Raw genomic sequence first — 19,196 nt, 5'->3', positions numbered from 1 at the left:
TTCCGCCGATTCCCGGGCCTGCCCCGGGCCGTCCAGGGTGCCACAGGCGACTGCCCGTGTCGGCCCAATCCGGTTCGTCCATCCGGTGGGTCGAGGAACGCAGTGGGTTTGTTACTCCGCGTGGCAGGTGACGCGGTGGCCGGTGATGGTCTCGGCCGGGATGCGCAGGAACCGGCGGCCGGCCGGGGGCCGGCAGGGGCAGGTGCTCTCGCCGAGGTCGGCGGCGACGGACTCGGTGGCCCGCCCCAGCAGGCTGACGTACCACCCGGCGCCGAAGTCGGCGGCGAACTCGTCGGCTTCGAAGGCGACGACGGCGTCGCGCGCGCCCGCGTAGAGGGGGCTGCCCGCCGGGACGGCGAAGACCACGGCGTCGTCGACGACGGTGAAGCGCACCGGGCGCACGGCAGGCATCGCCCGGTGGGTGAAGATCACCCGGCCGAGGGTCGCCGATCGAAGCAGGGCGAGGCACTGCTGCCGGTCCAGCAGCAGCCCGAAGCCCACGTCGTCCACCATCGCGCGTACCTGTGTTTCTCCTGTGAATACCCCGGCCACCAGCGTGATCGGTTCACCCGGTCCGCCGATAGGGCCGTTAGGCCCGGCCGCCGCGACGGCGGCGGCCGGGGCACATCGCGGCCTCCGGCGCCAGGGCCGGAAGACCCGGATCAAGGTGGCCGGCCGGCCGGTGCGACGGCCACGCCGGGCGACCTAGCGTCGTGACTGTCCGTCGTCAGGAGCGCGTGGGAAGGGGTGAGACCGATGCCGCCGCACTCCGCCGGGAACGACCGCACCCCCGCCGCGGCGACGCTCACGGTCGACCCGGCGCTCGTCCGGTCGGCGGTGCGCGGGAACCGCGCCGCGGTGAGCGGGCTGCTGCACGCGCTGCGCCCGGTGGTGTTCCGCTACTGCCTCGGCCGGCTCCGCACGTGGCAGGACGGCTCGTCCGACGCGGAGGACTGCGCGCAGGACGTGTTACTGGCGATCGTGCGTGCCTTGCCGGACTACCACCACGACGCCGACGCCTTCGTGCCGTTCGTCTTCGGCATCGCCGCGCACAAGGTGTCCGACTTCCACCGGCAGCGGGCACGCGACCGCACCAGCCCGGTCGCCGAACCGCCCGCGGACCGGTGGGTGGGCGCGGACCCGACGGGCGAGGAGGTCGAGCGCTCCGCCGCGCTCGACTGGTCGACCGGGCTGCTCGACACGCTTCCGCCGCGCCAGCGCGAGATCCTGGTGCTGCGCATCATCCTCGGCCTTTCGGCCGAAGAGACGGCCACCGCGGTCGGCCTCAGCAGCGCGGGCGCGGTGCGCGTCGCCCAGCACCGCGCGCTCACCACCTTGCGGCGTGGCCTCCTCGCGCAGAAACGTGCTTCCTGAACCGCGTCGTGAATGGTCCATTCATCGCGGCGGCGGACATGAATGTGTCATTCACGTCGCTCGCCCGGCTCGCGGGCATTCGCCACGCCTCACTCGGGGATACGGTCGTGGGTTCGGATCGGTTCAAAGTTTCTCCGGCGAACTTCACCCCACGGAAAACCCGCTGGTCACAGCCCCCCACTCCCGGCATCCCGGAGACCGCGACGGCACACGGACGGCCCCACCGCCGGGCCGGCCACACCCGCGCGCAATTCTTCGGCAATTCCCGGCGGCCTTTCCCCGCCACCTCCGGCTACGGAGACCGAATCCTGCCCTGACGGTTCGTGATGGGCCGAAATCCCTTCTTGCCCGGTGTCAAACCCCCGTGTAGGTTCCATCACGGAACGATAACCAGCCGGTTGACGGCGCGGCCGCGGGCAGGTGGCCGCGCGCCCACTGATGTCGGGTCAGTGGACCAGCCGGGAATCGATCCGTGCCGACGAAACCCCTGCTAGGACCGAACCTGTTGGGAACGAGCCTGCGCTCGTCCCGTTCAGTGTCGTGCCTTCCCGCCAGCCCGACACCCCGGAGGAATCCCCCATGTCCCGCACCCAAGGGCGCCATCGCCTGTCCAAACGCACGAAGATCGCGACCGGCGGTCTGGCCCTCGCCATCGCCGTCGGCGGCATCGTCGTTGCCACGACCACCGGCAACACCGGCGAAGCCAGCGCCGACGAGGCGAACCCCGCGTTCTTCGTCGACATCCTCAAGGTGCAGCCGAACCAGTTCGACCCGCGGCCGGTCACCGGCGCGTCGACGGGCACCTTCACCGTGGACTGCGGCCGCAACGAGAACCAGCACTTCAACCCCGACAACTTCATCGCCCAGCCCGGCGTCCGCAACGGCGCCCAGCACCTGCACGACTACGTCGGCAACCTCTCCACCAACGCCGACTCCAACAACAAGAGCCTCCTCAAGGCCGGCACCACCTGCCGCAACGGCGACAAGTCCGCCTACTTCTGGCCCGTCGTCCGCATCGACACCGGCGAGGAGGAGAAGAACGAGCCCGCCAAGAAGCCCGACGGCGACCGCGCCCAGGCCGACCAGGAGTCGAAGACCGTCCAGGTGTCCTGCCCGGACGTCGCCAGCAAGCTCACCGACATCCCCGACCAGGCCATGGCGGAGGTCGACAGCAACCTCGACCAGCTCGACAACCAGGCCGACGAGGCCAACAAGCGCATCGCGGCGACGCAGGGGCAGGGCGGCCCGGACTTCGTGCGCAACGCGATCCTGAACCCGCTGAAGGACCGGCGTGCCGCGATCATCGACCGGATCGCGATCGCGATCGGCCGGTTCGCGCCGAAGCCCGGCGACCTGGGCGGGCTCGCGCCGTGCACGACCAAGCCGGGCAAGGACACCGGAACGCCCACGCCACCGCCGAGCACCACGGCCGGGGGCGCGCTGCCCGGCCAGGACGAGAACAACGAGCTGCCCGGCAACGACGGCAAGATCCTGCGCCCGCAGCGGGTGCAGATCACCTTCCGCGGCAGCCCGGTGGGCAAGGTCGTGGCGATGCCGCGCTTCCTGCGCGTGCTCTACGGCGACGCGAAGGTGTCGACCAACGGGCCGGCCAACGCCCGCGCGAGCTGGACGTGCACCGGGTTCGAGAACCGCGTCACGGACAAGTACCCGATCTGCCCGCCGAACAGCAAGGTCAAGCGCATCCACACGTTCCCGAGCTGCTGGGACGGGAAGAACACCGACAGCGCCAACCACCGCACGCACATCGTGTTCCCGGACCAGTTCGGCCGGTGCGCCAAGGGGTTCAAGGCCGTGCCGCAGCTGCAGATCTCGCTGACCTACGACATCCCGCACGACATCCAGGTGAAGAAGCAGTACAAAGTGGACGCTTTCCCGCAGGAGAAGCACAACCCGGGGTCCGACCACGACGACTTCGCCAACGTGATGTCGCAGCGGATCATGAACGGACTGGTCAACTGCGTCAACCGCGGACGGACCTGCCGGGCGTGACCGGAGGTTCCGGCGGCGCGCCCGGGGATGGCGCGCCGCCGGCCTTTGCTTGGATGGGGAGCATGGTCACCGGTGACGACGTCCGCGCGTTCGCGGCCACCCTCCCCCGCGCTTACGAAGCGGTGGTGCGCGACCGGATCAAGTTCCGGATCGGCCGGATCGTGTTCCTCGCGCTGTCGCGGGACGAAACCCTGATGGGTTTCGCCTATCCCCGCGAACAGCGGGAAGCGCTGGTGACGGGCGAACCGGAGAAGTTCCTGATGCCCGAGCCGGCGGACCTGCGCTACCAGTGGGTCCGCTGCCGCCTGGCGGCGCTCGATCCGGACGAGATGCGCGAGCTCGTCCTGGACGCGTGGCGCATGTGCGTGCCGAAGAAGGTCTGGACCGAATACCTCCGGACCCACCCTTTCAGCGAGTGACCGCGTCGCGTTCGGCCGCCGCGAGCGCGTCTTCCGTCACGACGAAGAGCCCGGCCACCGCACCGAATGCGAGCACGGCCATCAGGACGAACACCGCGTGCAGGCCGGCTGCCTGCGCGATCGTGCCGCCGGCCAGGGCGCCGAGGGACTTGGTGCCCCAGGCCACGAGCCGGTGGCTGCTGTTGAGCCTGCCGAGCAACCGGTCGGGGGTGAGCCGCTGGCGCAGCGACACCATGACCACGTTCGACACCAGGAGTCCCGCGCCGCCGGCGAAGAACACCACGCCGACCACGTACGGGTCGGCGGACACCGCGAGCACGCCGACCGTGAGCCCGCCGGCGAGCCACGACACCCACAGCGCGCGGACGCGGCCGAGCCGCCGTTCGACCGGCTCGGCGAGGACCGACCCGGCCAGGCTGCCCGCGGCGACGCTCGCCATCAGCAGCCCGAAGGCCGGTGCGGACAGGCTCATCGGCGAGCCCGGGCCGACCGCGTAGAGGACGAGGACGGCGAAGGTCGCGCCGGTGGCGAAGTTGAACGTGCCGACCATGACGGTGAACGTCCGCAGGACCTTGTGGTGCCAGAGGAACCGCAGCCCTTCGGCGATGTCCGCGCGCAGTGTCGTGTGCTCCTCGCGGGGAACGCGGTAGGAGCCGCGCACCAGCAGCAGGGTCGCGACCGCCGCCGCCCACAACGCCACCGGCGTACCGAACGCAGCCGCGGCACCGGCCGCGGCCAGCAGTCCCGCCAGCGGCGGGCCGGCGAACTCGTTGGCGGTCTGCTCGACGGCGTACATCCGGCCGTTGGCGCGCGCCAGCCGGGTCCGGCCGACGACCTGCGGCACGATCGACTGCGCCGCGGTGTCGTAGACGGTCTCGGCGGAGCCGGCCCCGAGCGCGACGACGTACAGCGCCCAGATCGATCCCCCGCCCAGCACGGTCAGGAGCAGCACGCCGCCGAGCAGCCCGCCGCGGAGGACGTTCGCGGTGAGCATGGCGCGCCTTCGGTCGAGCCGGTCGACGAGCGCGCCGGCGGGCAGCGCGAAGAGCAGCCACGGCAGGCTGAAGGCGAAGGCCAGGCCCGCGATGAGCACCGGCTCGCGGGTGTAGCCGACGGCGACCAGCGGCAGGGCGACCTTCAAGAGGCCGTCGGCGAGACTGGACAGCCCGGCGGCCGACCACAGCCGCCAGTAGGTACCTCCGAGTCCGTTCACCTGATCGAGGATCGCACATCGATGGACTTTTCTCCATCGATGGAGCGATCGACTACGCTGCGTTCATGACCGAGCCCCGTCGCCGCCGTCCCGCGACCCCCGAGGAAGCAAAGGCACTGGGCCACCCGCTGCGGCTGCGCATCATGCGGCTGTGCCTGGTCGAGGAGCTGACGAACAAGCAGCTGGCCGACCGCCTCGGCCGCGACCCCGGCACGGTGCTCCACCACGTGCGGCAGCTGGTGGCCGCGGGCCTCCTGGAGCCGGCCCCGGTGCGCACGGGCCCGAGCGGCGCGCTGGAGAAGCCGTACCGCTCGAACAACGAGACGTGGTGGCTGGACGGCCCCCTGGCGACCGCGGACGCCGAGACGCGGTTCGCGCCCATCGAGATCTTCCAGGAGGAGCTGCGCGAGGCGGGCCCGGACTCGGTGGCGGTGCACGAGAAGTTCCTGCTGCACCTGTCCCCCGACGAGGTCGAGGAGCTCGACCGCCGGATCCTGGCGGTCCTGGACGAGTACGTGGCCACCGACCACGAGCGGGCCGGCCGCCCGCCGGTCGGCGGGATCTTCGTGCTGCACCACGTCAAGTCCGGTGGGGGTTGAACGACGCACTTCGGTTACTCCCGGCGGTGGCCACCGAAGCGCTTGCGGGCCCGCCTTCCGCCGGCCAGCGCCAGAACGCCGCCGATCCCGGCCCAGCCGAGCCAGGGCTCTCCCGTCCGAGGGCCGAGAGCGGAGGCGATGACAGCCAGACACCCGGTGGCCACGAGTATCAGCAGGACGGCGCGCAGGGTACGAGCGTTGTCGTCCAGGACCTTGTCGATCAGGCCGAGAACGGTCCGCGGCGGCTTTCCGGTCTTCTTGGTCACCGGCCACCGTCCGGCAGCTCGTCCGCGGTGGACAGCAGGAGATCGAGTCGTCCCGCGACCACTTTGCCGAGTCTCCTCAAGACGAGTCCAGGAGGCTCGAGCAGGGACGAAGGATCGCCGGTGAACCTGCCCGGAGCGGGATTCGTTTCCGAAATCCGCACGTACGAGTCGTCGGCGAGTTCCTCGTCCAGCTCGACGACGCTGTCGCGGATGACACCGAACCGTGGCTCCCGGAGAAACCGCATGACCGAACGGATCGCCGGCCCGTCGCGGATTTCGACGTTGATGACGGTGTCACCGTTACCGGGCCACACGTCCAGCGCGAACGCTTCGGCCAGCAGGCCGATCCGGCGAAGCAAGGCGCTGCCCAACGCGATGGGCCCGCAGCACCTGCGCTGGAAGCTCCAGCCGTCGATCTCGCCGGGCCGGAGTTCCGGTGTGCGCCGGAGATCCACGTTGACGCACTCGTAGCCGTTGTCGAAGGAATCCCTGATACCGGCCCAGATCCGCCGCCAGCTCAGCTGGTCGATCCCGCGGACGAGGACGCGGGCATCGGTCAGGTGACCGCCGCGGTCGAGAAGGTGAAGGGCCAGGTGACGCTTGGCGGGGACGACACGCAGGCCCGGTACGCCCACACCGCCCTCATAAGGCATCACCGGTGGCAGCAAGGCGCGGAAAAACCGTTCGGCGACGCCATCCACCAGGTCGACCACCAGGGCGTCCGGCCGGGGACTCACCGCGCGGAACACTTTGTGACCGCGATACGGTCGAGGGTCCGAGATCCGGGGAGCGCTGTCACGGATGGCCAGCAGCAGCGACGTTTCGAGCACACGCTGGCTCGGCGACTTCGCGTCCGGCAGCACCGCCCGCGAATCACCCCCGGCGATCGCTCGCCGGACCGCGACGGCGGCTTCCTGATGGTTCTCGCCGGTGCACATCCGGCGAAGAAAGATATCCCCATGGCACGGCGTCCGGCCCACGGCAGCACCCTCCCCATCGCCACCCGGCTCGGCGACAAGAAACGAGCTACGCTCGGCATTCGTGCCCACAGGGCGTCCGGTTGCCACAGGTCGTCGTGATGGTCAAGAGCCTTCGGTGGTTCGTCATTCCGAGTGCCGGGCGAATGACACCATCCATGCCTTCACGGTTGCGGGACGCAGGTTATCACAAACGGCCGGCAGTGCCCGGCCGTTCAAGGCTGGGCCGTGCCCACATCCGATGAATAGCGGAACTCGCGCAGCGTCGCCGTGCCGTCGAGGACTTCCACGCCGATCATGCGGCCGGTGAAGCCGCTCGCGACCTCTGTGGACAGATACCTTCCGTCGAACGAGCCGAGCACCTCCGCCCGCCCGTCCTCCCGGACCACGGAGAGCTCGAGAAGGTCCGGCTCCTGCGACACCCCCGGAAGCGCGCGGATCCGCAACGACACCCGAGGACCGGACGCGACTTTCGCGACGGCGCGGACCGCCGGGCCGATGACGACCGTCGCGGTCACCGATTCACCGTCGGCAGTCAGCCCGTACCAGTGCCGGTCGTCGAGGCGGACCACGAACTTCGCCGTGCCACCGGAGACGTCCAGCGACGCCGAGGCGGTCCACTGCTCGTCGAGCGCCCGGGTCAGCAGGGCCCGGCCGCCGGTGAGCACCAGCTCGGCCGGTCCGGCCCACTGGGTGAACGTCTCCGGTCCCGCGCCCGGTGCCACCCAGCGCGGGTGGAGCGACGCCGTGGCGAAGCCGTCCGTGAAGCTGTTGTCCCCCGGCTCGATCGCGAACCGGTTCTCGTCCACCACCGGCCAGCCGTCCACCCAGTCCACGCCGGCCAGGAACGTCTCGCGGCCGTTGACGTGGAACTGCGGTGTCTTGCCGCGTGGCCGGACTCCCAGGTACACCATGGCCCAGCTGCCGTCGGCGCACTCGACGAGGTCGCCGTGCCCGGTGTTCTGGACCGGGTGGGTCGTGCTGCGGTGCGTCAGGATCGGGTTCGCCGGCGCGGGCTCGTACGGACCCTCCAGAGCGCGGGCACGCGCGATCGTGACGGCGTGGCCGCGTTCGGTGCCGCCTTCCGCCAGCATCAGGTACCACCAGCCGCCGACGCGGTACAGGTGCGGCCCCTCGGGCGCCGCGAGGCCGGTGCCGTTCCAGAGCAGCCGCGGCTCGGCGAGCATCGCGCCGGTGCCCGGGTCGATCGGCACGCTCGCGATGCCGGTCAGCGCCGGGTGGAACGACGCCCACGTGAGGTGACAGACCCCCGCGTCGTCCCAGCAGAGGTCCGGGTCGATGCCCACCGTGCCGGCCACGTACACCGGGTCGGACCACGGACCGGCCGGGTCCTCCGCGGTCACGATCAGGTGCCCGCGCGGCTCGTGGACGTTGGTCGTCACGAGGAAGAACCGGCCGTCGTGGTGACGCAGGGTGGGGGCGAAGATGCCGCCGCTCGCCACGCCCTCGTTCGGCGCCAGCTGGCCGGGCCGGGTGAGCGCGTGGCCCACCAGTTCCCACGTGACGAGGTCGGTGCTGCGGCGGATCGGGACGCCGGGCACGTACTCGAAGCTCGAGTTCGCCAGGTAGTAGGTACCGCCGACCCGGCAGACGGACGGGTCGGGGTGGAATCCCGGGATGATCGGGACCGTCATCGGTGTCCCCTTCGCTGCGGAGAAACAGGAGAAGCCGAACGCGATCCTGCCGTATCGCCGGGACGCGGACGGGCCCCTGTCCGGGGGAGGTGGACAGGGGCCCGTTCGCGTTACGCCGCCACCGCGTCAGTGGTTCACCTTGAACCACGGCTGCGACCAGCCGAGGTAGGTCTGGCCCCACTTCTGCTTGATCTCCGCGATCGTCGTCTTGGTGTAGCTGCCCGCGCCGTGGATGTCGTTCGACAGGAACTCGCCGCCGCCGATCGAGATCATCGTGTGCCCGGCACCGCTGCTCTTGAAGAAGGCGAGGCCGCCGGCCGGGACCTGGTAGTCACCCGGGTGCTTGTACGAGGACGGGATCTGGGTCCAGTGGATGTAGGCGGTTTCCGAGCCGGATGCGGAGAAACCGTAGTTCTGGGCGTTGATCCGGTCGCACCAGCCGTCGTAGGAGTCGATGTTGTTGGTGTGGATGCGGGTCTTGGCGTAGGCGACCGCCTCGTCGCAGGTCTTGTGGTCCCCGAGGCCCGCGGTGGAGCAGGTCTGCGTCGTGCCGTCGCAGTCGGGGGCCACGCGGCCGTCCGAGCCGGTGTAGACGTAGGCGTCGCTGATGTAGCCGTTGCCCACCTTGTCCCAGATGTCGCTGGTGCCGTACTTGCCGTCGACCGTCGAGCCGTTGGTCTGGCAGGTGATGGTCACCGCGGTGCCGTCGGCGATGGTGCCGACGGAGGCGGCGCTGGTGCTCGCGGAGGCCCGCACGGTCAGCGCCGCGCCGGAGTCGGTGTGCACCGTCCCCGTCGCCGCGAATGCCGGGCTCGCGCCGACGACCGCGATCGCCGCGGCGATACCGGCCACCCCGGCCACGCGCTTCACGATCCCCATGTTCATTGTTCCGTCCTCCAGTTTTCGGTGTGCGGCAAGAATGGCGGCCACCGGTACAAGCCCCGTACAAACGCGGGCCGGACTTCTGGAGATACGACAAAAGGGACGAAACGATTTCAGGCCAGGTACTCGGCCGCGGCACGCAGGCTGACGTACGAGCCGCCGAACGTGTCGATCCGCGGCCCGTCGCCGTCGTCGGGCCCCGGCACCCCGGTCTCCACGCGAATGAAGTCCACAGTGGACAACGCGGTGAGCAGGGCGCGGACTCGCGGGTGCCGGTGGGCCTCCCGGGTGACCACGACGACGCTGCGGAACTCCTTGGCCGCTTCGAGCACCGCTTCGGCGTCATCAGGCGTCACGGTGAGGACTCGCGTGCCCGGCACCAGCTCGGTGAGGTGCGGGCCGAGGCCCCACGGCATCGGACCGGCCGCGATGGTCGGCTCGGTCCGGACGTCGACGACCAGCGGCGGGCCGTCGAGCCGGACTTCACCGCGGATCCGCAGTGCCCTGTGGGCCGCTTCGAGGCCGAGCCGCCGGTCGACCGGGCCGACCTTCGCCGGCGCGGGGTCGGTGCCCAGCGCCGCCGTCCGCGAAGCCGCCTCGGCCAGCCGCTCCAGCGGCAGCTCGCCCGACGACACCGCCGCGACGATCGCCGCCACGCACGCGTCCAGGTGGTCGGCTTCGAACGCCGCGCCGCCCAGGCAGAGCGCGTCCGCGCCCGCTTCGAGGGCCCGCACGGCGGACCGGCCGAGACCGTCGTGGCGCCCGTACGCGCCGGACACCGCGCCCATCTCGAGGGCGTCGGTGATCACCGCGCCGGTGAAGCCGAGCTCACCGCGCAGGACGCCGGTGAGCGCCGTCCGGTTGAGCGTCGCCGGCTCGTCGCCCCAGGCCCGCACGACCAGGTGGCCCGACATGACCGAGCGCGCCCCGGCCCGGATCGCCGCGGCGAACGGGACCAGCTCGATCTCCGACAGCTCCGCCGGGGTGCGGGGCAGCACCGGCAGGGCGACGTGGGAGTCCTCGGTCGCCGCGCCGTGGCCGGGGAAGTGCTTGGCGCACGCCGCGACGCCGTACTTCTGCAGGCCCGTCACGTACGCCGCGACGTGCGGCGACGCCTTCGCCGGGTCGGACCCGAACGCCCGGACGCCGATGATCGGGTCCTCGGCCGCCAGCGTCAGGTCCGCGCACGGCGCGAGGTTCAGCGTGACGCCGCAGGCCGCCAGGCGTTCGCCGAGCGCCGCGGCGACGGCGGTGGTCAGCTCCGGGTCGCCGGCCGCGCCGAGGGCGAGCGGGCCCGGTACGAACGACCCGGTGTTCACGTCGAGGCGGGTGACGTCGCCGCCCTCCTCGTCGATCCCGACCACGACACCGTCCCGCTCCCCCCGCAGCTGCGCGGTGAGCGCGGCGACCTGCTCGTCGTCGACGACGTTGCGGCCGAACAGGACCACCCCGCCCAGTCCGGCGGCGATCCGGCGGCGCAGCCAGTCCGGCGCGGTGGTCCCGGCGAACCCGGGCAGGAGGACGGCTTCGGCGAGTTGCTCCGGAGACGGCACCGGCTATCCCTTCACCGCGCCGGCGACCACGCCGGACACGAGCTTGCGCTGCACGAGCAGGAAGAACACCAGGGCGGGCAGGGCGTAGATGACCGACGCGGCCATCACCCCGCCCCAGTCGGTCGCGAACGCCGTGCGGAAGGACGCCAGCCACACCGGGAGCGTTTCCTTCGGTTTCTCGGTCATGAACACCAGGGCGAACAGGTACTCGTTCCACGCCGTGATGAAGCTGAACACCGACGTGGTGACCAGCCCGGGCGCGAGCAGCGGCAGCGTCACCCGGCGGAACGCGCCGGTCTGGCTGCAGCCGTCGATCATCGCGGCCTCTTCCAGCTCGTACGGGATCCCGTTGACGAAGCCGTAAAGCATCCAGACCGTGAAGGGCAGCGTGGTCGCGAAGTAGACCAGCAGCAGCGACGGCAGCGTGTTGAGCAGCCCGGCGTCCCGCATCAGCAGGAACAGCGGGAGGAACAACGCCGACGTCGGGGCCAGCTGCGACACCATGACCAGCAGCAGGAAGCCCCGGCGGCCGGTGAAGCGCAGCCGCGACAGCGGGATCGCCGCCAGCGTCCCGGCGACCAGGGCGCAGAGCACCGCGCCGACCGTCACGATCAGGCTGTTGAGCAGGTACGTCGGGAAGTTGTCGTTGGCCAGCGCCGTGGCGAAGTTGCCGAACGAGAACGACGTCGGGATCAGGTCGTACTTGGGCGAAAGGATCTGGCCCGGCGTCCGCAGCGACGTGACGAACATCCAGTACGTCGGGAAGAAGATCAGCAACGCCACGACCACGCCGACGAACGAGAGCGCGATCCGCTGCGGCAGCGGCTTCCTCACTTGAGATCACCTTCCGGGGTCCGGACGAGCAGCTGGATGTACCGGCCCGTGATGAGCGCGAGCAGGATCAGCATCAGCGTCGCGATGGCGCTCGCCGCGCCGAAGTGGTTGCCCGCGATGCCCTTGAGGTACAGCACGACGGCCAGGGTGGTGCTCTCGCCGTCGGGGCCGCCCTCGCGGATCGCCCAGATCTGGGCGAAGGCGTTGAAGTCCCACAGCACCGACAGGAACGTCACCATGGTGGTGATCGCCCGGATGCTGGGCCAGGTGACCGCGCGGAACGTCTGCCACGGCCCGGCGCCGTCCATGCCGGCCGCCTCGTACTGCTCCTGCGGGACGCCGACGAGACCGGCGTAGAGCGAGAACGTCACGAACGGCACGGCCTGCCACACGATCAGCAGTCCGATCACGGTGAGCGTGCTGGCGCCGCTGGAGAACCACGAGAACCCGATGAAGCCGGAGAACCCGAGCCGGTCGAGGGTCTTGTTGAGGATGCCGTACTGCTCGTCGAAGATCCACTGGAACACCGTGGTCGTGGCGATCACCGGCGTGGCCCAGGCCAGGATGAGCGTCACCTGCAGGATGGTCCGCACCACCGGGCCGAGGTGGCGCATGAGCACCGCCAGCAGGAGGCCGCCGAGGATGGTGGCGGCCACGAGGGCGGCGGTGAACACCAGCGTCCGGACCGTGATCGTCCAGAACTCCGGGTCGGCCAAGGTGTTCGTGTAGTTGTCGAGCCCGACCCAGACGGCCTTGCCGGACATCAGCTCGCCGATGTCGAGCTTGCGGAGGCTGATGCCGATCACCTGGATCAGCGGCCAGGCGAGCAGGACGAGGATGGCGGCGAGGGCGGGGAGGAGGAGCAGGTACGGGAGAAGCCGGTCGCCGAGCCGGCCCCGCCTGCGCTTCCCGGCCCGGGCGGCGCGCGGCGATGCCGGCGGGAGCTCCCCCGCCGGCATCGTCACATTCGCGGTCGCGGTCATCCGCCGATGAGCTTGTTCAGGGCCGCGTCGGCGTCGGCGGTCGCCTGGTCGATCGTCTTCTTGCCGGTCAGGTACGCGGTCAGCATGTCCTTGACCGGGTTCTGGCCGGACTCGACGTCGCCCCACTTCGGGCTGGCCGGCACGGCCTTGCCGTTGGCCGAGGCCTTCGCCATCACGCTGCCCAGCGGGTCCTTGTCCAGGCCGGTCAGGTCGGTCGACGTGCCGGGCACGACGCCGGCGGCGGCGAACTGGCTCTGGTACTTCGGGCTGGTGATCAGCTTGATGTACTCCTTGGCCGCGGCCACGTTCTTGCTGTTGGCCGGGATCGCCAGGTTGGAGCCGCCGAGGAACACCGGGGCGCTCTGGCCGGCGGTCTTGCTCGGGATGGCGAACGCGCCGGTCTTGGCGGTCAGGCTCGGGTCGGTCTTCGCCGCCGTCGGGAGCTCCCACGGCAGGCCGATCATCATGGCCACCTTGCCCGCGCCGTAGATGGTCGCCTGCTGGGGCTTGGCTTCGTCGGCGTCCTTCGGCGCCTTGGTGCCGGAGGTGTCGACGAGCTTCTTGTAGAACTCCAGGCCCGCCTTGGCTTCCGGCGTCTCGAGGGTGGCCTTGTAGCCCTTGCCCTCGGCCTTGGCGATGTCACCGCCGTTGTCCCAGATGAACGACAGCAGCGCGTACCAGTTCTGGCCCGGCATGTAGAGCGCCTGGAATTCGGGGTCGGAGCCGAACTTCGCCTTCAGCTTGCCGATGGCGTCGAGCCACTCGTCGTTCGACGTCGGCGTCTTGGCGATGCCGGCCTGCTCGAACATGTCCTTGCGGTAGATGACTTCGCGGTTGGCCGCGTAGAACGGGACGCCGTAGACCTTGCCGTTGTAGGTGCCGGAGTCGGCGAGGCCCTTCAGCCACTGCGAACCGTTGAAGCTGTCCTTGTCGGCGGTCAGGTCGGTGAGCACGCCTTCGTTCGAGGCGAACGCCGCGGTCTGCGTGTTGCCGATCTCGATGACGTCCGGCGGGTTGCCGCTGGCCAGCGCGGTGGTCAGCTTCTGCTGGATGCCGTCCCACTGCTGGACTTCGTACTTGACCTTGACCCCGGGGTGCGCGGTCTCGAACTCCTTGTTGAGCGCGTCGGTCAGGGTGGCCGGCGCGGACCCGGTCATCAGCCAGACCGTGACGGTTCCGCTGAGCGGTGCATTGCCGCTCGGCGAGGCCGCGGTGTCCGAACCGCTGGAGCCCGCGCAGCCTGCGGTCGCGAGCGTGAGTGCGGCGGCGCCCGCCGCCAGCTTGAGCCAGCGTTTCACTCGATGCCGTCCTTTCCCTGCCCGGCCACCGAAGCCGGGCGCCCCAAATGGTGTAGACCAATGTTGGGGTTAGAGTGGTACGTACCACAGGTCCTGTCAAGGCGGTTGCCGGAACGTTGTAAACGCACCGGGCACTCTGACCACGCGTAGTCGAGTGGTCACCGGAGAGGGCCGAAACACGACAGAAGTCGTCCCGATAGGAGGGTGTCCCGAACGTTTTTCACCAGCGGGCGCAACGAAAACCGCCCCGGGAACGACTTTCCCGGGGCGGCGTGGCACGGTCGTGCGCTCAGGCGGACGTTCTCAGCGGCGGCTCGGCGGACCGGCGAGCGCGGTGCGCGGCCATCCGCACCGGCGCGTTGACCACGCCGTACCCGCGGTAGTCCCCGATCCGCTGCACCACCTCGAAGAACACCCGTTCGCCGGCGAACGCGGTGTAGAAGTGCAGGAACTCGCCGCGGGAGTCGCGGTCGTACAGCACCGAATGCTCCCGGAGCGCGGCCGCCAGCGACGGCGCCAGGTCCAGGCGGGCTTCGAGGTCGTCGTAGTAGTTGCCGGGGATCTCCAGCAGCGGCGCGTCCAGCGCGCGCATCGCCTTCGCGGCCGCGAAGGCGTCCGTGCAGCCGAACGCGACGTGCTGCGGTTCGGGTACCGCCGGCGCCCATTCGCCGCGCCGCACCAGCGCGCTGTCCAAGGTCAGCCGCACGGTCCCGGCCGCGAGGCCGCGGCTGCGCACGAGCCCGAACGGCGCGGCGAACTCCGTGACCGGCGACGGCGTCAGCCCGAACACCGCACGGTAGAACGACGTGGCCGCCTCGAAGTGGTCGAACGGCTGCGTGAGCGCGACGTGATCGATTCCGAAGACGCCGGCCCCGGCCGCGGTCTCGCCGGTCGGGACGAAGTCGTCGCGCCAGTCGTCGCCGCCGCACAGGAACACCTCGGTGCCGTCCGGGGCGGCGACGGACGCGAGGTCGGCCTCCCGGGGCCCGCGGACCCGCGGCAGGACCGGGGCGAGCAGGGCTTCGGCCCGGCGAGCCGAACGGGCCGGGTCGGTGCTCGCCAGCGCGACCGCGCCGACGGCGCCGTGCGCCGCACCGCTCTCGTTGACCACCACCCGGGCGTCGCCCTGCTCCCACAGCTCGACCGGCTTGGTGCGGTGCACGCCGGTGCGCGCGAAGCCCAGGCCCGCCAGGACGCGCCCGGCGCCCGGCCCGGTGGCGATCTCGGCGAACGCGTGGCCGGTCAGCGCCGGCGCGGACGGCAGGTCCAGGACGCCCAGCGACTCCCGCAACGTCACCAGCGACCGCATCGCGTCGGCGGCGGCCGGTCCCGGGTCGGCCTGGCGGAACACGTCGTTGAAGACTTCCAGGGACAGCGGGCCGCGGTAGCCGGCGGCGAGCACGTGCCCGGTGAACGCCGTCAGGTCGAAGTCGCCCTGACCCGGGAAGAGCCGGTGGTGTCGGCTCCACGGCAGGACGTCCATCGGCAGGCGCGGGGCGTCGGCGAGCTGGAGGAAGAAGATCTTGTCGCCGGGGATGGCCCGGATCGGCGCCGGGTCGTGTCCCTTCGACAGGATGTGGAAGCTGTCGAGGCACACGCCGAGCGCGGGGTGCGCGGCGCGGCGCACGATGCGCCACGCGTGTTCGTAGCCGTTGACGTGCCTGCCCCACGCCAAGGCCTCGTACGCGACCTTCATGCCGCGCTCGGCCGCGACTTCGGCCAGGGCGTGCAGCTGTTCGGCGGCCAGTTCGTCGTCGTCGACGGCGTCCGGCGACACCGAGGAGCAGACCAGCACGGTGCCGGTGCCGAGCTCGGCCATGACGTCGAACTTGTGCCGGGCCCGGCGCAGGTTGGCCTCGTGCAACCGGGGCGGAACGGCTTCGAAGTCGCGGAAGGGCTGGTAGAGGTCGATCGAAAGGCCGAGGTCCGCGCAGCGGCGGCGGATCTCGGCCGGGCGCGAGGGCGAGACGAGCAGGTCGTTCTCGAACAGCTCGACGCCGTCGAACCCGGCCGCGGCGGCCGCGGCGAGCTTGTCTTCGAGGGTGCCGGACAGGCAGACGGTGGCGATCGCGGTGCGGGGTTCAGGCGGCACGGGCGGACTCCCCTTCGAGCGCGTCGAAGTGCCGCAGCATCCGCGCCGGATCCGGGTCGGCGCCGGTGAACAGCCGGAACGACTCGGCTGCCTGCAGCACGACCATGCCGCCGCCGTGCAGCACCCGGCAGCCGCGGGCGCGGGCGGCGGCCAGCAGCGCGGTTTCCAGCGGCCGGTAGACGATGTCGGCGACCCACAGCCGCGGGTGCAGCAGCTCCGCCGGGACCGGCGAGCCGGGGTGGGCGGCCATCCCGGTCGGGGTCGCGTGCACCAGGCCGTCGGCGCGGTGGAGAGCGTCGGGCCCGCCGGTCCGCGCGCGGCCGGCGCCGAACCTCTCCCGGAGTGCCGTCACCAGCTTGGCGCTCCGGACGCCGTCGACGTCGTGGACGGTGAGCCGTCCGGCGCCCAGGGAAAGCAGGGCGTGGGCGACGGCCGCGCCCGCTCCCCCGGCGCCGAGGAGGACGACGTCGTCCATCCGGACGCCGGGCAGGCCGCGGGTGAGGCTGCGGGCGAAGCCGGTGGCGTCGGTGTTGTGCCCGATGGCGCGGCCTCGCTCGAAGACCACGGTGTTGACCGCGCCGAGCGCTTCGGCCTCCGGGGACAGTTCGTCGAGGTGCTCCAGGACCGCCTGCTTGGCCGGGTGGGTGACGTTCAGGCCGTCGAACCCGGCGAGCCGGGCCGCTTCGAGGACGTCGACGACCGGGCGGCGCAGCACGTCGAGGTCCAGCAGGCGGTAGACGTAGCGGAGGCCGAGCTCGTCGGCCTCGCGTTCGTGCAGCGCCGGGCTGGCGGACGGCCCGATGCCCGTGCCGACGAGTCCGATCAGGTAGCTGGTCACGCGGTCGCCCTCCGAGTTAATGTACGAACTAGTACGTTCACGTTAGCGTGACAGCCGTCCGCACGGAAGGGCTGGGCTAGAGTGAGGCGGTCCACCCGCAGCGGAGGGAGCCCGGTGGCCGCACCATCGCCGGAGGCCGAGCGCCAGCGCGACAAGGACCGCACGCGCGCCGACATCCTCGCCGTGGCCACGCGGGAGTTCGCGGACAAGGGCTACACCGGCGCCCGCGTCGACGAGATCGCCGCCCGCACCAGCACGACCAAGCGGATGATCTACTACTACTTCGGCGGCAAGGAACAGCTTTACATCGCCGTGCTGGAGAAGGCGTACTCCGCGATCCGCGCCCTGGAGCGCCAGGTCGACGTCGAGCACCTCGAGCCGGAGGAAGCCCTGCGGCGGCTGGCCGCGCTCACCTTCGACCACCACGAGGCGAACCCGGACTTCATCCGGCTGGTCAGCATCGAGAACATCCACCACGCGGAACACCTCGTGCGGTCGGAGATCCTGGCCGGGCTGGCCGATCCGGCCCTCGGCGGCCTGACGGTCGTCCTCGAACGCGGGCGCGCGGCCGGCCGGTTCCGCGAAGACGCCGACCCGCTCGACGTCCACATGATCATCAGTTCGTTCTGCGTGTTCCGGCTCGCGAACCGCCACACGTTCAAGGCGATCTTCGGCCGCGACATGCTCGATCCGGCGCGCCGCGAGCACTACCGCACGATGCTCGGCGATCTCGTGATCGACTACGTGACCGCCTGAAATCCGCCTCTTGACACCCGGGGTCCGGTCTCGCACCCTCTATTAACTAACTAGACCGTACATTGCTTCCCGCCGAGTCTGAGCAACGAAGCACGGACGTCAGGAGCTCATCCCCGTGACCGGATCGATGCCCCGCAAGGCGGCGCTGGCCGCCTGGATCGGCAGCGCCCTCGAGTACTACGACTTCTTCATCTACGGCACCGCCGCCGCACTGGTGTTCAACAAGGTCTTCTTCCCCGCCTCCTCCCCCGCGACCGGCACGCTCCTGGCCCTGGCCACCTTCGGCGTCGGCTACCTCGCCCGGCCGGTGGGCGCGTTCGTCCTCGGCCACGTCGGCGACCGGTTCGGGCGCAAGCGCGTACTCGTCTTCACCCTGCTGCTCATGGGCTTCGCGACGTTCGCCGTGGGCTGCCTGCCCACCTACTCGGGCGTCGGCGTCCTGGCGCCGGTCCTGCTGGTCGTTCTCCGGCTGCTGCAAGGGCTTTCCGCGGCCGGCGAGCAGGCGGGCGCGAACTCGATGTCGCTGGAGCACGCCCCGGAACGGCGCCGCGCGTACTTCACCAGCTTCACCCTCAGCGGCACCCAGGCCGGCCAGATCCTGGCCACCGCGATCTTCCTGCCCGTCGCCGGGCTCCCCCAGGACCAGCTGCTGAGCTGGGGCTGGCGGCTGCCCTTCTGGGGCAGCGCGCTCGTCGTGGTCGTCGGCTTCGTGATCCGCCGCAAACTCGAGGAAACGCCGGTGTTCGAACGCACCGAGGTCGCGAAGCTGCCGGTCGCGGTGCTGTTCCGCGACCACTGGGCGGACGTCCTGCGCGTGGTCGTCGCGGCGACGATCGCCTCGGTCAGCACGATCTTCACCGTCTACGCGCTGAGCTACGCGGTCAACACCATCGGCCTGGCGCGCACCCCGATGCTGTGGGTCGGCGTCCTCGCCAACGTCCTCGCGCTGGCCGCCATCCCGCTGCTGGCGGGGCTCGCCGACCGCGTCGGCCGCAAGCCGGTGTTCATCACCGGGTGCCTGCTGTGCGGCGTCTTGATCTTCCCGTACCTCTGGTCGATCTCGATCGGCTCGTACGCGCTGGTGTTCGTGCTCGGCATCGCGCTGTTCGGCTTGGCGTACTCGGGGATCAACGGCGTCTGGCCCGCGCTCTACGGCGAGATGTTCAGCGCCCGCGTGCGCCTCTCGGGCATGGCGATCGGCACCCAGATCGGCTTCGCGGTGGCGGGTTTCGCCCCGAGCGTCGTCGCGGCGATCGGCTCGGCGAAGGACGACTGGCTGGGCGTCGCGATCTTCACGGCGGCGGTGTGCGTGGTGGCGGCGACCGCCGCCGCGACGGCCCGCGAAACCTTCCGGGTGCCGACCGCCCGGCTCGGCGCGAAGGCGACCCATGCCGACTCACCGTCCACTGTGGTCGCTTCCACAGTGGACGGCTGAGCCGGCCGCGGG

The 19,196-nt window shown here is 70.9% G+C and carries 18 protein-coding genes; 6 read left to right on the top strand and 12 right to left on the bottom strand.

Features of this window, described 5'->3' with window-relative positions; all coding sequences use genetic code 11:
* Positions 1-111: 111 nt before the first annotated feature.
* Positions 112-513, bottom strand: coding sequence for a pyridoxamine 5'-phosphate oxidase family protein (locus tag AB0G28_RS07810; protein ID WP_361084385.1), 402 nt, complete (start codon positions 511-513; stop codon positions 112-114).
* A gap of 243 nt (positions 514-756) precedes the next feature.
* Here AB0G28_RS07810 and AB0G28_RS07805 point away from each other — a divergent pair, with 243 nt between their 5' ends.
* The 3 genes from AB0G28_RS07805 to AB0G28_RS07795 all read left to right on the top strand — a co-directional run bounded on the left by AB0G28_RS07805 (position 757) and on the right by AB0G28_RS07795 (position 3,803).
* The gene (locus AB0G28_RS07805; protein WP_361084382.1) at positions 757-1,374 is read left to right on the top strand and encodes a sigma-70 family RNA polymerase sigma factor; all 618 of its coding nucleotides are present in this window, start codon (positions 757-759) and stop codon (positions 1,372-1,374) included.
* Between the two features lie 579 nt (positions 1,375-1,953).
* Positions 1,954-3,384, top strand: a complete 1,431-nt coding sequence (locus AB0G28_RS07800) for a DUF1996 domain-containing protein (RefSeq protein WP_361084379.1) — start codon at positions 1,954-1,956, stop codon at positions 3,382-3,384.
* 62 nt (positions 3,385-3,446) lie between these two features.
* Positions 3,447-3,803, top strand: coding sequence for an MmcQ/YjbR family DNA-binding protein (locus tag AB0G28_RS07795; RefSeq protein WP_361084377.1), 357 nt, complete (start codon positions 3,447-3,449; stop codon positions 3,801-3,803).
* On the opposite strand, the gene AB0G28_RS07790 is transcribed toward AB0G28_RS07795, so the two are convergent.
* On the bottom strand, positions 3,793-5,016 hold the full coding sequence (locus AB0G28_RS07790) for an MFS transporter (RefSeq protein ID WP_361084374.1): 1,224 nt from the start codon (positions 5,014-5,016) through the stop codon (positions 3,793-3,795). The genes AB0G28_RS07795 and AB0G28_RS07790 overlap by 11 nt on opposite strands.
* A 65-nt stretch (positions 5,017-5,081) precedes the next feature.
* Here AB0G28_RS07790 and AB0G28_RS07785 point away from each other — a divergent pair, with 65 nt between their 5' ends.
* The gene (locus AB0G28_RS07785; protein WP_361084371.1) at positions 5,082-5,615 is read left to right on the top strand and encodes a winged helix-turn-helix domain-containing protein; all 534 of its coding nucleotides are present in this window, start codon (positions 5,082-5,084) and stop codon (positions 5,613-5,615) included.
* 14 nt (positions 5,616-5,629) lie between these two features.
* Here AB0G28_RS07785 and AB0G28_RS07780 read toward each other — a convergent pair whose 3' ends face one another.
* The 10 genes from AB0G28_RS07780 to AB0G28_RS07735 all read right to left on the bottom strand — a co-directional run bounded on the left by AB0G28_RS07780 (position 5,630) and on the right by AB0G28_RS07735 (position 16,993).
* Positions 5,630-5,881 carry a hypothetical protein gene (locus AB0G28_RS07780; protein ID WP_361084368.1) on the bottom strand — a complete coding sequence of 84 codons (252 nt, stop codon included), beginning with the start codon at positions 5,879-5,881 and terminating at the stop codon, positions 5,630-5,632.
* On the bottom strand, positions 5,878-6,930 hold the full coding sequence (locus AB0G28_RS07775; protein ID WP_361084366.1) for a hypothetical protein: 1,053 nt from the start codon (positions 6,928-6,930) through the stop codon (positions 5,878-5,880). The genes AB0G28_RS07780 and AB0G28_RS07775 overlap by 4 nt, the downstream gene beginning before the upstream one ends.
* Before the next feature lie 143 nt (positions 6,931-7,073).
* Positions 7,074-8,513: a family 43 glycosylhydrolase gene (locus tag AB0G28_RS07770; protein ID WP_361084363.1), complete on the bottom strand. Its 1,440-nt coding sequence runs from the start codon at positions 8,511-8,513 to the stop codon at positions 7,074-7,076.
* Between the two features lie 126 nt (positions 8,514-8,639).
* Positions 8,640-9,398 carry a hypothetical protein gene (locus AB0G28_RS07765; protein WP_361084360.1) on the bottom strand — a complete coding sequence of 253 codons (759 nt, stop codon included), beginning with the start codon at positions 9,396-9,398 and terminating at the stop codon, positions 8,640-8,642.
* 110 nt (positions 9,399-9,508) lie between these two features.
* Complete coding sequence (locus AB0G28_RS07760) at positions 9,509-10,948, bottom strand: glycoside hydrolase family 3 N-terminal domain-containing protein (protein WP_361084357.1); 1,440 nt, start codon at positions 10,946-10,948, stop codon at positions 9,509-9,511.
* Between the two features lie 3 nt (positions 10,949-10,951).
* Positions 10,952-11,782 carry a carbohydrate ABC transporter permease gene (locus AB0G28_RS07755; protein ID WP_361084354.1) on the bottom strand — a complete coding sequence of 277 codons (831 nt, stop codon included), beginning with the start codon at positions 11,780-11,782 and terminating at the stop codon, positions 10,952-10,954.
* Positions 11,779-12,765, bottom strand: coding sequence for a sugar ABC transporter permease (locus tag AB0G28_RS07750; protein WP_361084351.1), 987 nt, complete (start codon positions 12,763-12,765; stop codon positions 11,779-11,781). The genes AB0G28_RS07755 and AB0G28_RS07750 overlap by 4 nt, the downstream gene beginning before the upstream one ends.
* The gene (locus tag AB0G28_RS07745) at positions 12,762-14,063 is read right to left on the bottom strand and encodes a sugar ABC transporter substrate-binding protein (protein WP_361084349.1); all 1,302 of its coding nucleotides are present in this window, start codon (positions 14,061-14,063) and stop codon (positions 12,762-12,764) included. Before AB0G28_RS07745 ends, AB0G28_RS07750 begins: the two co-directional genes overlap by 4 nt.
* A 289-nt stretch (positions 14,064-14,352) precedes the next feature.
* Positions 14,353-16,155 carry a TIM barrel protein gene (locus AB0G28_RS07740; RefSeq protein ID WP_361084347.1) on the bottom strand — a complete coding sequence of 601 codons (1,803 nt, stop codon included), beginning with the start codon at positions 16,153-16,155 and terminating at the stop codon, positions 14,353-14,355.
* Positions 16,145-16,993 (bottom strand): shikimate dehydrogenase, encoded by an 849-nt coding sequence (locus AB0G28_RS07735; protein WP_361084344.1) that lies wholly within the window; start codon positions 16,991-16,993, stop codon positions 16,145-16,147. Before AB0G28_RS07735 ends, AB0G28_RS07740 begins: the two co-directional genes overlap by 11 nt.
* A gap of 114 nt (positions 16,994-17,107) precedes the next feature.
* Here AB0G28_RS07735 and AB0G28_RS07730 point away from each other — a divergent pair, with 114 nt between their 5' ends.
* Together AB0G28_RS07730 and AB0G28_RS07725 are read left to right on the top strand one after the other, a co-directional pair.
* A complete protein-coding gene (locus AB0G28_RS07730) occupies positions 17,108-17,749 on the top strand; it encodes a TetR/AcrR family transcriptional regulator (RefSeq protein ID WP_361084341.1) in 642 nt (213 codons plus the stop codon).
* Positions 17,750-17,864: 115 nt separating this feature from the next.
* Positions 17,865-19,184 (top strand): MFS transporter, encoded by a 1,320-nt coding sequence (locus tag AB0G28_RS07725; RefSeq protein ID WP_361084338.1) that lies wholly within the window; start codon positions 17,865-17,867, stop codon positions 19,182-19,184.
* The last annotated feature ends 12 nt before the right edge of the window (positions 19,185-19,196 follow it).

This window comes from Amycolatopsis sp. NPDC021455, from assembly GCF_040640995.1.
GTDB lineage: Bacteria > Actinomycetota > Actinomycetes > Mycobacteriales > Pseudonocardiaceae > Amycolatopsis.
This window is presented reverse-complemented; position numbering and strand designations above follow the sequence as displayed.

Bases quoted from the DNA above. Each gene is read 5' to 3' on its own strand.
- AB0G28_RS07785 (WP_361084371.1), top strand. From the start codon at position 5,082: ATGACCGAGCCCCGTCGCCGCCGTCCCGCGACCCCCGAGGAAGCAAAG.
- AB0G28_RS07805 (WP_361084382.1), top strand. From the start codon at position 757: ATGCCGCCGCACTCCGCCGGGAACGACCGCACCCCCGCCGCGGCGACG.
- AB0G28_RS07800 (WP_361084379.1), top strand. From the start codon at position 1,954: ATGTCCCGCACCCAAGGGCGCCATCGCCTGTCCAAACGCACGAAGATC.
- AB0G28_RS07810 (WP_361084385.1), bottom strand. From the start codon at position 513: ATGGTGGACGACGTGGGCTTCGGGCTGCTGCTGGACCGGCAGCAGTGC.
- AB0G28_RS07795 (WP_361084377.1), top strand. From the start codon at position 3,447: ATGGTCACCGGTGACGACGTCCGCGCGTTCGCGGCCACCCTCCCCCGC.
- AB0G28_RS07765 (WP_361084360.1), bottom strand. From the start codon at position 9,398: ATGAACATGGGGATCGTGAAGCGCGTGGCCGGGGTGGCCGGTATCGCC.
- AB0G28_RS07750 (WP_361084351.1), bottom strand. From the start codon at position 12,765: ATGACCGCGACCGCGAATGTGACGATGCCGGCGGGGGAGCTCCCGCCG.
- AB0G28_RS07770 (WP_361084363.1), bottom strand. From the start codon at position 8,513: ATGACGGTCCCGATCATCCCGGGATTCCACCCCGACCCGTCCGTCTGC.